Genomic DNA, 12,979 nt, shown 5'->3' with positions numbered 1-12,979 from the left:
CTTTAGGCCATCCGGCGCCATCGTGGCGACCCGCGCAGGAAGAGAACGCGATGACGGACACGGCCAGAGACACCGAGATCACGGGCAGGGAGGGGTACTCCCCCCGCCTGTACAACGAGGACCTAGCCCCGGCCACCGAGCGCAAGTGGGGCGCGTTCAGCATCTTCAACGTGTGGACCTCTGACGTACACAGTCTGTACGGCTACTTCCTCGCCGCCAGCCTGTTCCTGGTCGCCGGCAACACCTTCAAGTTCCTGATCGGCATCGGCGTCGGATCGCTGGTCATCTACTACCTGATGACGCTGATCGGCAAGGCGGGCGTGCGCACGGGCGTCCCGTACCCCGTCCTGGCCCGCGCCTCCTTCGGCACGTTCGGCGCGAACGTACCGGCGTTGGTCCGGGCGGTCGTCGCCACGTTCTGGTACGGCGCCCAGACCAGCGCGGCGGCGGGCGCGATCGTGGCCTTCCTGATCCGCTACGACGGACCGAAGCACCTGCACGAGACGAGCCGTCTGTTCGACCACAGCGGGCTGGAAGTCATCTGCTACCTCGCCGTCTGGGCGGCCCAACTGCTGATCATCAGCAAGGGCATGGAGACGGTCCGCCGGTTCCAGGACTTCGCCGGCCCGGCGGTCTGGCTGATGATGCTGGTGCTGGCGGTGGCCCTGTCGGTGAAGGCGGGCACGCTGTCCTTCTCCGTGGACATGCCGGCCAAGGACCTGGCCGCGCTGGCGAAGAACGCGACCGGCCTGGACGTGACGCCGGGTTCGTTCGCCGCGATAGCGGCCATCGCGGCGACCTGGGTGACGTACTTCGCCGCGCTGTTCCTGAACTTCGGTGACTTCGCCCGTTTCGCTCCGGACGAGAAGACCCTGAAGAAGGGCAACGTCTGGGGCCTGCCGGTCAACCTGATCCTGTTCTCGCTGGTGGCGGCGATGACAACGGCCTCCGCGAGCAAGGTGTACGGCGAGGTCATCCTCGAACCGGCGGCGATCTCGGCGAAGTTCGACAGCGCGTTCCTCGTGCTCCTCGCCGCCCTGACGTTCGCGGTCGCGACCCTGGGCATCAACGTCGTCGCCAACTTCGTCAGCCCGGCGTTCGACTTCGCCAACGTGGCCCCGAAGCACATCACCTTCAAGCGGGGCGGCCTGATCGCGGCGGTCATCGCTCTGCTTCTCTACCCCCTCCACCCCTGGGACAACGCCCCGAGCTTCGTCAACGCCATCGGCTCGACGATGGGCCCGATCTTCGGCGTGGTCGTCGTCGATTACTACCTCCTCCGCAAGGCCCAGCTGAACGTCCCCGACCTCTACAAGGAGGACGGCGAGTTCCGCTTCCAGGGCGGCTGGAACATCCGCGCCTTCGCGGCGGCGGCAGTCGGCGCGATCTTCTCCAGCATCCTCCCGACGTACGGGCCCGCGGGGTACGGGGCGGCCCTGGGGCCGTACTCATGGTTCATCGGGGTGCTGGTCGCCGGGACGATCTACTTCGGGGTGAGCGGAGGGAAGAGCCCGCTGACCGCGGGTTCCGAGACGCCCGCAGCCTCCTGACCCAGTGGCCCGGCATGGTGCGGCTCCGCCGCCCGTGCCGGGCCAGTGTTCGCTGCGATGATGAGTGTGGCGGCGGCGACGATCGCCGCGCAGACCGCTCTGAAGTGTGAGAGCACGGCAACCTCGCAACAACAGCGACGTATTAAGCACGCTTAACTCGTGGCTTAACGTAGAGGTTGGCGGACCTCAACGGCAAGTAGGCACCTGGGAGTTGGGCGATGGCGGAGCGGGACGACCCGGAAGTCATCGGGCGCAGGGTGCAGCGGCTGCGTATCGAGCAGGGGCTGACACAGCGGCAGTTGGCGGAGCCCGCCTACACCCCCGCCTACATCTCCACCGTGGAGGCGGGACGCGTACGCGCCTCCGACGAGGCGCTGCGGCACATCGCCGAGCAACTCGGGGTGGCGTACGAGGAGTTGGTGACCGGGCGGCCGGCCCACCTGGCCACGAACATCCGACTGCGCCTCACCGACGCCCAACGCACCCTCGCCACCGGCGAGACCGAGGCGGCCGCCAAGCAGTACGGGGAGTTGCGGGAGGAGGCCGCGCGGCTGGGGCTGGTCGGGGAAGAGGCGACCGCGCTGCTCGGGCTCGGGGAGTGCGGGGTGGAGACCGGGGATCTCACGGCCGCCCAGGAGCACTTCGAACTCGCCGAACGGTGTCTCGCCGACGAGCCGCTGACCGGGCGGGTGCCCGCCCTGCGCGGACGGGCCGTCGCGCACTATCTCGCCGGTGAACTCCGTTACTCCGTATACCTTCTCGAGTCCACGATCGACGAGCTGAACCGCACCGGGCTGCACGACCCGGACGCACTCCTCCCCCTCTACGCCAGTTCCATCGCCCCCTACATGGACATGGGCGCCCACGCGCGCGCGGCCCAGGCGGCCGAACTCGCCCTCGCGCTCGCCCCACAGGTGCGCGACCCGGCGCTGGTCGCCCGGATGCACCGCCAGGTGGCCCGGACGATGCTCGCCGAGGGACGGTACGCGGAGGCCGACGCCTCGCTGGCGAAGGCCGCCGAGCTGTACCGGCAGCTGCAGATCCGAACCGAACTGGCCAACTGCCACTGGATGCGCGGGTATCTGTACGCCCAGCAGAACGAACTCGCCCTCGCCGAAGCCGAGTTGAGGGAGGCGCAGACCATGCTGTCCGCCAAGCGCGCCGCGCTCTACAGCAGCCAGGTCACGGTTGAGCTGGCCGACGTACTGCACCGGCGCGGCAAGTCGGACGAGGCGGCGGCGCTGCTGCACGACGTACTGGGGGATCTGTCGTCGGAGCGCGGCGCCGTCCACTCGGCCGCCGCCCACCGGCTGCTCGGCATCATCGCCGAGGACGCCCGCGACACGGACCGGGCGGAGGAGCACTACGTACGCGCCCTCAGTGTCCTGGAACGCGCGGGCGCCGCCGGCGACCTCGCCGACCTGTGCCGGCTGCTCGGCGATCTGCTGCGCCGGACGGGCCGGGTGGAGGCCGCGCTCGACGCATATCGGACGGGGCTGGGGCATCGTACGGCCCCCGGGACCACGACTCTCGGCCCGGCGCCCGCACAGCCTCCTCTCTGACAGCCTCCTCTTTGACGAATCGGGGTCGGCGCACAGTACGGGCGGTTACCGTTCCTGTGGACTGAGAGGGAGTGAGTCCGCTCAGCCGCGCGCCCCGAACGGTCTTGGGCGAGCTGGTCCCCGGCGTTCTCGACCCCGGGTGGCGACACGCATCGTGTGCGTGGTCCTGGCCCGGGAGGCCCCCGCGGCCGGAGGCCGCTGATGAACACAGCCCTCGCGACCTGGCCGGTTGGGTACGGCCAGAGGCGACGGGGAGGCCCTGAACCATCACTCCGGTGGAGCAGGGGCCCCGCACGCTGACGCCGTACCCGGTGTCCCAGGTCGCACAACCACGCTAACCCGAACGGCCCAGCCCGCCGCAAGCCCGCACACGGACGATCACACGATCGAGCTAATTCGACCTCCTGCGCACTCCTTGGTGCGCAGCTCCAACCCTTCGGCCGGGCCTGTGAACATTTGACCGGACCGGGAGGCGGCTCAGCGGGCGGCGCAGGGCGTGGGGACGTTCCCCGCGCTGCCCGTCGGGAGTCCGCTGGAGCTGACGGTCGGCGAGTTCAGTTCGCGCGCGGTCTTCGACAGCGGACGGTCCCTGAAGGGCCGTACCGTCCGTCTGACCGGCTTCGTCACCCACGGGGACGACGGCGCCTGGTACGTCACCCGCCTCCTCGTCTCCTGCTGCGCGGCCGACGCCTCGACGAGCAAGGTCGAGATACGCGCCGCCGACGCCCCGGTCACCGACACCTGGGTCACGGTCACCGGAACGTGGGTGGCGAAGGGGAAGCTGGGCTCGGACGAGGCCTGGCCGCCTGTGCTGGACGCGGGGTCCGTGAGGAAGGTCGCGGAGCCGTCGAATCCGTACGAGAAGCGGTGACGGTTTCCCGGAACCGACCGGATCCGGGGGCGGTGAAAGGATTCCCCCGGTGCCGGACAAGGCAGGTCGTGGAATCCATGACGGAGACGGAACAGAGGGCCACCCGGGATCAGCGGGCCCGCTTCGAGGCGTTGGCGCACGTCGTGACGGAGCCGTTGCACCGCTATCTGCTGCGGCGCGCGGACCCCGACCAGGTCGACGACGTCCTCTCGGAGACGCTGCTGGTGCTGTGGCGCCGCATCGAGGACGTACCGGGTCTGGAGGACGTACCGGGTCCGGAGGCGTCGGAGCGCGTCCCCGACCCCGACGCCGTACTGCCCTGGTGCTACGGCGTGGCCCGCGGCTGCCTGGCCAACGCCCGTCGCGCGGACCGGCGTAGACGCTCCCTGCTGGAACGCCTGACGTGGACGGCAGCGGGCACGGCGCGGGAGACGGGGGACGCCGACCACACCGCCCTGCACGCGGCGCTCGCCCAACTCCGCGCGCTGGACCGGGAGGTGGTCCTCCTGTGGGCGTACGAGGAGCTGACCCCGAGCCGGATCGCCGAGGTGACCGGCCTGAGCGCGAACGCCGTGAGCATCCGGCTGCACCGGGCGAAGAAGAGACTGGCGGCCCAGCTGGAGCGAAAGACCGGCCCGCACCCCGGACATGTGACGGATGAAGGACAAGGAACCGGTACCGGAAACGGAAACGGAAGGAGCAGTCGATGAACGACGACGAGTTGCTGGCCCACCTGAAGGCCACGGACCCGGCACTGACCTCGAAGGCTCCGCGACCCGACGTCACCCGTCTTGTGGAGGCCACGATGAACACGAACACAGCCACAACCACAAAAACAGCCACAGCCACTCAGGGCGCACGGCCGCGCCGGCGCCTCGTACCGGCACTGGCCTTCACGGCACTGCTGCTGGTGGGAGGCGGTGTCAGCTGGGGTGTCGCGCGGGGCGGAGAGGGTCCGGCGGACAAGACGGGGGCAGGTGCGGCGGGAGTCGGTCGGGTGCCCCAGCTCGAGCCCCTGACCCTGATCCTCCCGGAGGGCAACCCGGGGACGGCGGCGTGCGCGGCACCCACGCCCGACCTCCTGCGCCGCCACGAACTCGCCTTCGAGGGCACGGTGACGGCCGAACAGGGCGACCGCGTGGTCCTCCAGGTCGACCACTGGTACCGCCTCGACCCCAATCTGGCCAACCCTTCCGACGAGGTCCGCCTCAGCAACGACGGGGCGTTCTTGGAGGCCCCGGACTTCCGGATCGGCGCCCACTACCTCGTCACCGCCGACGATGGCATGGTCCCGACGTGCGGCGGCACCACCGAGGCCACGGACGAGGCGAGGGCCATGTTCCGCGAGGCCTTCTGAGTTATCCGGTCGCGCAGGGGGGGCTGCGTTGCATATTTTCGTGATCATGACACCCCCAAGTGGCCTCCTGCAGCGCCGTGTTCACGTCCGGCCGGGTCGGCGGTTCCGGCAGGTCTGGGGGGTCTGGCACGTATGGCTGATCCCGATGATGTGGACTCTCGGCCTCGGCCTGTGGGGGCTGTCGCGGCAGGACAGCGTGTGGCGGGACGAGGCCGCGACCTGGCAGGTGGCCGAACGTTCCACGGCCGAGATCTGCCACCTGCTGACGAACGTGGACGTCGTGCACGGCTGCTACTACCTGCTGATGCACGGCCTGTTCGCCTGTTTCGGGGCCGGCACCACAACTCTGCGGCTGCCCTCGGTGCTGGCCATGGCGGTGGCGGCGGCCTGCGTGGCGGCCATCGGCCACCGGCTGGCCGACAGGTGGGTGGGCCTGGCGGGCGGGATGGCGCTCGGGCTGCTTCCGGCCGTGCAGTTCTACCTCCAGGAGGGCCGCCCGTACGCTCTGGTCGCAGCCGGGGCCGGAATCTCCACCTGGCTGCTGGTGAGGGTGTTCCACGGGCGGGACCGGCCGGTGTACTGGGCTGCCTACGGCGGCACCGTCCTGATCTGCGGGCTGCTGAACTGGCTCTCGCTGATGATTCTCCCGGCACACCTGGCGACTCTGGTCTGGACGCGAGCCGGGCGCGGGGTGTGGATCCGCTGGGCGGCGGCCTCCGCGGCTGCCGTGGCGGGTGTGCTGCCGCTGGCCCTGTTCAGCCGAGGCCAGTCCGAACAGGTGTCATGGATACCGCCGTTGACCTGGCACATGGTGATCGGCCCGGCGATCCTGCTGCTGATCGGCGGCGCAGGCGCCCTGCTGGACCGGCCCCGGGCGGGCCGCCTGTCGGTGGCAGCCGTCGCGTTACCGCTGCTCGCGGTGCCGCAGCTCGGCCTCATGGGTGTCTCCCTGATCCAGCCGCTGTTCCTGGACCGGTACATCCTCTTCAGCCTGCTGGGTCTGGCGCTGCTCATCGGCACGATCGTCGGCTCGGTGGCACGGGCCGCCGGACCGGGATTCCCGAGAGCATCGATGTGGATCCTCCCCGCAGTGATCGCCGTGGCGATGGCAGCACTGCTGCCGCAGTCGCTGGCCAAGCGGTCTCCGGCCAGCCGGGTGGACGATGTCCTGGCGATAGCGTCGGAAGTACGGCGGCTGGAAAAGCCCGGGAGCGCGGTGGTCTTCATCCCGGCAGCGCGCCGGGACACCGAATCCGTCTCTCCCCGCGCCTTCGCCGACCTGAGAGACATCGCCCTGGCCGAGAGCCCGGAGGAGTCCGGAACACTGAAAGGCGTGGAGGCGAACCCGAGCCGGATCCGTGCGGCGATGCTGACCCAGCAACGGATCCTGCTGGTGACGGACGCACCCGGGGTGGCGAAACCGGCGACGGCCGCCCGGGACAGAACGAAGATCTCCGTACTGAGAAAGTACTTCACCGCGGTGGCCGACGAACAAGTCCGCGGCCGACGGGTGACGGTGTACGAGCGGCTGGCGTCAGTGCCACGTGCCGCGGCGCCCGGCCTGACAGGCGGGCGCCGCGATATCCGTACGGGACAAGGCACTTGAGGTCGGTCGCTCAGCGCTTCGGGGCGCCGCTGCGGTACGTCGAGATGCCCAGGGCCAGCAGCCAGTAGCTGAGGATCGCGCCCATCGAGGCTGTCGTGCCCCAGCCGTTCGCCGCGTAGAAGTCGGCCGGGGCGTTGCCGAAGAACAGGGACGGTACGAAGGCCAGGTTGATGCCCGCCAGGACGTATGCCGAGCGGGTCGTCCAGCGGGGGAGGAGGTTCGTGCGGGCGATCGTGTAGCCGGTCGCCGCCAGGAAGAGGGCGAGCAGGAGGCGGCTGATCGAGCCGTACAGGATGTACGTGCCGTTCACCTCGATCGTCGGGTCGATCGAGTGGTCGGTGGCGATCACCGCGCCGGCCTCCAGGCCCATGGAGACGAGGACGATCGTCGCGTAGACGAGGCCCGTCGAGTAGGCCAGCGAGGCCGCCCACTCGTACGCCGGGTTCACTCGCTTCACCAGCTCGCGGAAGCTCGTCACGAAGACGATCAGGAAGGCGAGCGCGAAGATCCCGACCAGGAGGCGGGCCAGGACGTTCGCGTCCGGCGGTGGGCCCGAGTAGATGAAGTACAGGGGTACTTCGACGATCAGGGCGACTGCGGCGGCGATGCCCGCGATGCCGGTCAGGCGACGGACGGCCGTCTCGCTCAGGCCGGGCGAGTGGGGCAGGCCGGTGGCGTTGCTGAGGCCGGTTGTGTGCTGTGTCTTCGTCGTCTTGTTCATGTAAGGGATCGTGCCGGTCGCGGCGCTCTTCGTCCCTGGGCCTGAGTGGCCGATGTGGGGGTGGTGCCAGGTACACCTTCCACCGCCCACCGCCCATTGCCCACTGCCTTTGCGGGAACGGAGGGTGGTCGGTTCACAACGATGTGTGCACGCGTAAATTGCATGGGTAAACGGGATGTCGTGGGTACCCGGGACATCTGAAGAACTCGGAGGGACCGAAGGGCTCAGGAGGCGAAGACCGTGCGGTTCGGGGACGGCCCGGGCGACGAGCGGAAGGCCGAGGTGATCGCCGAGCGGGTGCGGGACACCTGCCCCGGTGAGATTCCCGCGCTGCTCTGCGATGTCGCCGTCGAGCTGCTGCCGGTGACCGGCGCGAGCGTGTCGCTGCGCGCCGACGGCGTTCCCATCCAGCTGACCTCGACCGACGACCGCGCCGCCCAACTCGCCGAGATCCAGGCGACCTTGGGCGACGGCCCTTGCCAGTCCGCCGGGAACTCCGGCACCCCCGTCCTCGCGTCCGACCTGACATCCGGCCGGGACGCCCGCCGCTGGCCGGTCTTCGCCCAGGAGGCGACGGCGGTGGGCGTCCACGCGGTGTACGCGTTGCCGCTCGGCAGCGACCGGATCTGCGTGGGCACACTGGACCTCTACCGCGACACCGCCGGCCGGCTGACGCCCGGCGAGCTGCAAACGGCCGGATGCCTGGCGAGGATCGTGACGGTGTCGCTGATGGACCTGTCCAGGAAGGCCCGGCTGGGGGGACTGGTCGCGGACCACGACGAGATCCACCAGGCCACCGGCATGATCATGGCTCAGCTCGGTGTCGGCGCGAACGAGGCCCTGGCTCGTCTGCGCGCGTACGCCTTCGCCCACGGCCGCACGGCGCTGGCGGTCGCGCGGGAGGTGGTGCGGCGCCGGAAGCGGCTCGATCGGGGGTAGCGGTAGCGGTAGCCGTAGGCGTCGGGGGTGCGCGTGTCGGAGGTGGCTCCGGGATCGCGGGTCAGTACAGGTCCTCGTCCTGCTCCTGGTCCCCTTGGTCCGGGTCCTGAGCCCGCTCCCTGTCCTGCGGCTGCGGCCGGACCGGCCCCCGCGTCGGGCTCTGGCTCGGCGCCGGACTCGAACTCTGCGCCGGACTCTGGCTCTGGCCCTCCACCGGCGTCTGTGGCGGGGCCGCGGGATCGTTCCTGGTCTGCTTCAGTCGGTCGGCACCGACCTGGATCGCGCGGACAGTGTCCTCCGTGCGGGGCTCGGTCAGGCCGCCGTTGGTGAGGACGATCGCGTCGTCGCCGACCCGTACCGCGGCGAGGTCCAGGGTGAGCGTCGCCGGGGCGCCGTCCAGTTCGCCCCGCGTCGACAGCCGCAGCCCCTGTCTGGCGTCCCCCGCCTTCGGCAGCCCGACCTCCGTGACGTGCACCTCCTGGCGGGCGCCGCCCGGCCCGACCGCCGTGAACCGGGCGCACTTCTGCGGCATCGTCCTGAGCCAGGCAAGCCGTTTGTCCACGTCGGCGTGGTGGGCGGCGTGGACCTGGTAGCGGAGCTGGCCGCCCTCGTCGTAGTCGTCGAAGCCGGCGACGGCACGGGCGCCGGACGGTTCGCCCAGCAGCTCCTCCGTGTACACGGCGTCGAGGAGGCGTCCGCAGTCGGCGTTGTCCGCCGTCGCCTTGAGCAGCGCGTCCCGCCAGAGCGCGGCGCCCTCGGTAGGGCCCCACGGCGCCCCGAGGTCGTCGTTGGTGAGAAGGGCGCCCCGGGCCTGGTCGTCGGTGAGGGCGGCCGGGGCGGACGGGGAGGCGGAGGCCCGCTGTGCGGCAGGGGAGGTGGGGGAGGCGGCGGATCTGGCCTGCCGACGTTCCGAGGTGTCCCTGGTGCTGCCGGCCCCGTCGTTCATGCAGGCGGCCGTCGCCAGCAGGGTGACCGTCCCGAGGGTCGAAGCAAGCAGACGTACCGCGCGGGGAGAGGGCCGACGGGTCATCAAGGGGTTCCTCCAGAGGTGCCGGTACGTCAGAGCTCTCCTCCGACGGCACCATCGGCGGCGCGATCCCACCAGCGGGCCGGGCCGTACGGGTGAGGGGACCTCCCGGCATGTGGTACCCGGCGGGAAACCGATACTGGCCATTGGTTTCAATGGCTGTTTGACTCACTGGTTGTCAGGTTCCCGGCCGTCAGAATCTTCGGCCGCCGGAGATTCCGGCCATCGGAGTGACCGACCGACTCCCCCCACCCACCTTGGAGCACCCGCCATGTCGAAGATCCTCTTCGTGATGACCGCCGCCGACCACTGGACCCTCGCCGACGGCACCCGGCACCCCACCGGCTTCTGGGCCGAGGAGGCCGTCGCCCCGTACGAGGCGTTCAAGGCGGCGGGGTACGAGGTCGTCGTCGCCACACCCGGCGGTGCCGTGCCGCCCGTGGACCGGGGCAGCCTCGCGCCCGAGGCCAACGGCGGCCAGGAGAACGCCGACCGGGTCGCGGGAGTCCTCGCCTCCTTCACCGAACTCCAGCACCCGCTCAAGCTGGCGGAGGTCGACCTCGCCGACTACGCGGCCGTCTTCTACCCGGGCGGCCACGGGCCGATGGAGGACCTCGCCGTCGATGCCGTCTCCGGCGGCCTCCTCACCCGCGCCCTGGAGTCCGGCAGGCCGCTCGGCGTGGTCTGCCACGCACCGGCCGCGCTGCTCGCCGCCGTGAAGGAGGACGGCACCAACGCCTTCGCGGGCTACCGGCTGACCGGCTTCACCAACGCCGAGGAGACCCAGGCAGGTCTCGCCGACAAGGCGGTGTGGCTGCTCCAGGACCGGCTCGTGGAGCTGGGCGCCGACTTCCAGGAGGGCGAGCCGTGGGCCCCGCACGTGGTCGTCGACCGCAACCTCGTCACCGGCCAGAACCCGGCGTCCTCGGCGCCGCTGGCGGCCGAGCTGCTCAAGAAGCTGGCCTGACCCTCGTAGCCCGCGATCGGACCGAAGCCCCGGGGCGAGCTTGAGTGCCCTGGGGCTTCGTCGTACATGCGGCCGAACTCTGCGAGTCTGTGCAGCCGGGAAAGGAGCCCTCACCGTGACGACCGCACAGCCCAGCAGCCCCGTACAGCCCGACACCCTTGCCCTGCGAGGGAGTTCGGCCCAACCCGGTACCGCCGGCCGCCCCATCCCCGTGATCATCGACTGCGACACCGGCGTCGACGACGCCCTCGCCCTGCTGTTCGCCGTACGCCACCCGGGACTCGACCTCCGCGCGGTCACCTGTGTCGCCGGGAACACGGACGTCGACCAGGTCGTACGCAACACGCTCACCGTCCTCGACCAGGCCGGCGCCCCCGATCTGCCCGTCGCGCGAGGCGCCGAGCGGCCGCTGATCGAGCCCGCGCGGCCCGCCACCCATGTGCACGGACGGGACGGCATGGGCGACCTCGGCCTGCCCGCGTCCACCACCCGGACGCCCGTCGACGTGGACGCGGTGACCCTGCTGCGCCGCGAGATCCTCGCCTCGCCCCGCCCGGTCACCCTCATCCCGACCGCGCCGCTCACCAACATCGCCCTGCTCCTGCGTACGCACCCCGAGGTGACCCGCAACATCGAGCGGATCGTCTTCATGGGCGGCGCGGTGGACGTCGGGAACGCCACGCCCGTCGCCGAGTTCAACGTGTGGCACGACCCGGAGGCCGCCGCGGTCCTGCTCACCGCCGGGGTGCCGATCACGATGTACGGCCTGGACGTCTTCCGGCGCGTCGTCGTGCCGGCGGCGGATGTCCAGCGGCTGCGGGCGAGCGACGAGCCGGGCGCGCGTCTCGCCGGTTTGCTGCTCGCCCACCGCGACCCGGCCACCTCCGGCGACCCCACTCCCACGGGCGGCCTCGGTGACGCGGGCGCCATCTGCGCGGTCGCCGACCCGGCGGGGCTGACCACCAGCCTGCTGCCGGTCGAGGTCTCCCTCGCCCCCGGCCCGGCCCGGGGCCAGACGGTCGTCGACCGCAGGCCGCGCCCCGGAGAGTCCGAGATCCACCAGGGCGCGCGTGAACAGCCGCTGGTGGACGTGGCGTTGGACATCGACGTGGAGCGGTACGTGAAGCTGTACCTCGGGACGGTCGAGAAGCCATAGGGCGCCTGGAACCCGGAAACGACATCCGCCCTGGTGCCGCTCGCAAGGAGCGGCACCAGGGCGGACGACATCTACCTGCCTAAGGCCTACCTGCCTACAGGCCTACGGGCGATCACGAACCGGCGCGAGCCGCCTTGCGTCGCTTCGTCGCCACCACGATCGCCGCGCCGCCGATCAGCAGTGCGGCAGCGGCGCCCGCGATCGGGCCGGTGGCGCTGCCGCCGCCGGTCTCGGCCAGCGGGGGCTGGGAGCTGTCCGGGCTCGCCGGGGTGGCCGGCGGGGTGGACTCCGGCGTCGACTCGGACGGCGTGGGCGTCGGGGTCGACGGCGTCTCGGAGGCGGGCGGGGTCGTCTCGGACACGGGCTCCGAGGGAGTCGGCGTACCCGGGGTCTCCTCGGCCGGAGGCGTCGGGGTCGGGGTGCCCGGGGTCTCCTCGGCCGGCGGAGGCGTGGTCGCGCAGTCCTTCGTACCGCCGTTCCAGGCGGCGATCAGCTTGTCCTTGATGACCGGACGGTCCGGACCCCTGGGCACGTCGCCGTGCTCGAAGCCGTCGTTGGCGTCGAGGGCGCCGTCGAACTTGACCTTGCCGCGGTAGAGGTCGATCTGCCCGAAGCAGCCCGCGTCGGGCACCGCGATGTCGAGCGAGTCGGTCTGGCCCTGCATGACCGTGACGGTGTCGAAGTCGACGAAGACCTGCTCGCCGGAGGTGCCGAAGGTGGCGCCGTGGGCGAGGTAGGAGGCGAGGGAGGCGGTGCAGGTGCTGGCGTCGCCGGCGGTGCGGACCTGGATGTGGACCTTGCCGTCGTCGGTGGGCTTGAGGTTCTGGTCGTCGACGCGGACCGAGTCGAAGAAGTTCTTCCCGTCGAGGGAGAACTGGCAGCGGTCGGTCTCGGTCTTCGTGCCCGCGCCGGAGCCGGGCTTGTAAGCGCCGGGCTTGGAGTCCCAGCCGTCACCGCCGGGCCCGGTGGCCCAGGCCCCCGAGGCGGAGGCCGCGCAGAGCGCGAGCGCGGCGGCGCCCGTCCCCAGGAGGTGCAGCGCGGTGACACGTCTCGCTATGGACATGCGGATCCCATCTTCGCGTGTGCAAGGACCCGGGCACGGCGGGAGGGCAGCGCGTTGCGGCCGGGCCGTGCCGGGGGAGTTTTGTCGAAGGAACGCTGGGCCCATTGGTCATATGCGCCACGGCGTTTCCACATCGTGGATCTTGCGGACCGGGGTGTCA

Annotated in this window: 12 protein-coding genes; 9 read left to right on the top strand and 3 right to left on the bottom strand. The window is 71.0% G+C overall.

All coding sequences use genetic code 11. From position 1 onward, the window contains the following. Positions 1–50: 50 nt before the first annotated feature. The 6 genes from OG734_RS22325 to OG734_RS22300 all read left to right on the top strand — a co-directional run bounded on the left by OG734_RS22325 (position 51) and on the right by OG734_RS22300 (position 6,946). Entirely contained in the window at positions 51–1,550 is a 1,500-nt protein-coding gene (locus tag OG734_RS22325; RefSeq protein WP_330289291.1) for an NCS1 family nucleobase:cation symporter-1, read from the top strand. A gap of 218 nt (positions 1,551–1,768) precedes the next feature. Beyond that, positions 1,769–3,112, top strand: coding sequence for a helix-turn-helix domain-containing protein (locus tag OG734_RS22320; protein WP_330289290.1), 1,344 nt, complete (start codon positions 1,769–1,771; stop codon positions 3,110–3,112). 496 nt (positions 3,113–3,608) lie between these two features. Next, a complete protein-coding gene (locus OG734_RS22315) occupies positions 3,609–3,983 on the top strand; it encodes a TIGR03943 family putative permease subunit (RefSeq protein ID WP_443064893.1) in 375 nt (124 codons plus the stop codon). Positions 3,984–4,060: 77 nt separating this feature from the next. Further along, the gene (locus OG734_RS22310) at positions 4,061–4,693 is read left to right on the top strand and encodes an RNA polymerase sigma factor (RefSeq protein ID WP_330289289.1); all 633 of its coding nucleotides are present in this window, start codon (positions 4,061–4,063) and stop codon (positions 4,691–4,693) included. Further along, positions 4,690–5,340, top strand: coding sequence for a hypothetical protein (locus tag OG734_RS22305; RefSeq protein ID WP_330289288.1), 651 nt, complete (start codon positions 4,690–4,692; stop codon positions 5,338–5,340). Before OG734_RS22310 ends, OG734_RS22305 begins: the two co-directional genes overlap by 4 nt. 145 nt (positions 5,341–5,485) lie before the next feature. Continuing rightward, a complete protein-coding gene (locus tag OG734_RS22300) occupies positions 5,486–6,946 on the top strand; it encodes a glycosyltransferase family 39 protein (RefSeq protein ID WP_330293749.1) in 1,461 nt (486 codons plus the stop codon). Between the two features lie 10 nt (positions 6,947–6,956). Here OG734_RS22300 and OG734_RS22295 read toward each other — a convergent pair whose 3' ends face one another. After that, complete coding sequence (locus OG734_RS22295; protein WP_330293748.1) at positions 6,957–7,595, bottom strand: hypothetical protein; 639 nt, start codon at positions 7,593–7,595, stop codon at positions 6,957–6,959. A 312-nt stretch (positions 7,596–7,907) separates the two neighbouring features. Here OG734_RS22295 and OG734_RS22290 point away from each other — a divergent pair, with 312 nt between their 5' ends. Next, complete coding sequence (locus OG734_RS22290; RefSeq protein ID WP_330289287.1) at positions 7,908–8,606, top strand: GAF and ANTAR domain-containing protein; 699 nt, start codon at positions 7,908–7,910, stop codon at positions 8,604–8,606. A gap of 61 nt (positions 8,607–8,667) precedes the next feature. Here the strand turns inward: OG734_RS22290 and OG734_RS22285 are convergent, their stop codons facing one another. Next, complete coding sequence (locus OG734_RS22285; RefSeq protein ID WP_330289286.1) at positions 8,668–9,636, bottom strand: hypothetical protein; 969 nt, start codon at positions 9,634–9,636, stop codon at positions 8,668–8,670. 268 nt (positions 9,637–9,904) lie between these two features. On the opposite strand from OG734_RS22285, the gene OG734_RS22280 reads away from it, so the two are divergent. Further along, positions 9,905–10,600, top strand: a complete 696-nt coding sequence (locus OG734_RS22280) for a type 1 glutamine amidotransferase domain-containing protein (protein WP_330289285.1) — start codon at positions 9,905–9,907, stop codon at positions 10,598–10,600. 163 nt (positions 10,601–10,763) lie between these two features. Then, on the top strand, positions 10,764–11,756 hold the full coding sequence (locus OG734_RS22275; protein WP_330293747.1) for a nucleoside hydrolase: 993 nt from the start codon (positions 10,764–10,766) through the stop codon (positions 11,754–11,756). Positions 11,757–11,868: 112 nt separating this feature from the next. On the opposite strand, the gene OG734_RS22270 is transcribed toward OG734_RS22275, so the two are convergent. Further along, a complete protein-coding gene (locus OG734_RS22270) occupies positions 11,869–12,819 on the bottom strand; it encodes an LAETG motif-containing sortase-dependent surface protein (protein ID WP_330289284.1) in 951 nt (316 codons plus the stop codon). Positions 12,820–12,979 lie beyond the last annotated feature (160 nt).

Source organism: Streptomyces sp. NBC_00576 (assembly GCF_036345175.1).
In the GTDB taxonomy this organism is placed as follows: domain Bacteria; phylum Actinomycetota; class Actinomycetes; order Streptomycetales; family Streptomycetaceae; genus Streptomyces.
This window is presented reverse-complemented; position numbering and strand designations above follow the sequence as displayed.

Excerpts from the sequence above, each read along its gene's own strand:
- OG734_RS22285 (WP_330289286.1), bottom strand. The coding sequence starts at position 9,636 with ATGACCCGTCGGCCCTCTCCCCGCGCGGTACGTCTGCTTGCTTCGACC.
- OG734_RS22270 (WP_330289284.1), bottom strand. The coding sequence starts at position 12,819 with ATGTCCATAGCGAGACGTGTCACCGCGCTGCACCTCCTGGGGACGGGC.
- OG734_RS22320 (WP_330289290.1), top strand. The coding sequence starts at position 1,769 with ATGGCGGAGCGGGACGACCCGGAAGTCATCGGGCGCAGGGTGCAGCGG.
- OG734_RS22325 (WP_330289291.1), top strand. The coding sequence starts at position 51 with ATGACGGACACGGCCAGAGACACCGAGATCACGGGCAGGGAGGGGTAC.
- OG734_RS22305 (WP_330289288.1), top strand. The coding sequence starts at position 4,690 with ATGAACGACGACGAGTTGCTGGCCCACCTGAAGGCCACGGACCCGGCA.
- OG734_RS22310 (WP_330289289.1), top strand. The coding sequence starts at position 4,061 with ATGACGGAGACGGAACAGAGGGCCACCCGGGATCAGCGGGCCCGCTTC.
- OG734_RS22300 (WP_330293749.1), top strand. The coding sequence starts at position 5,486 with ATGATGTGGACTCTCGGCCTCGGCCTGTGGGGGCTGTCGCGGCAGGAC.
- OG734_RS22280 (WP_330289285.1), top strand. The coding sequence starts at position 9,905 with ATGTCGAAGATCCTCTTCGTGATGACCGCCGCCGACCACTGGACCCTC.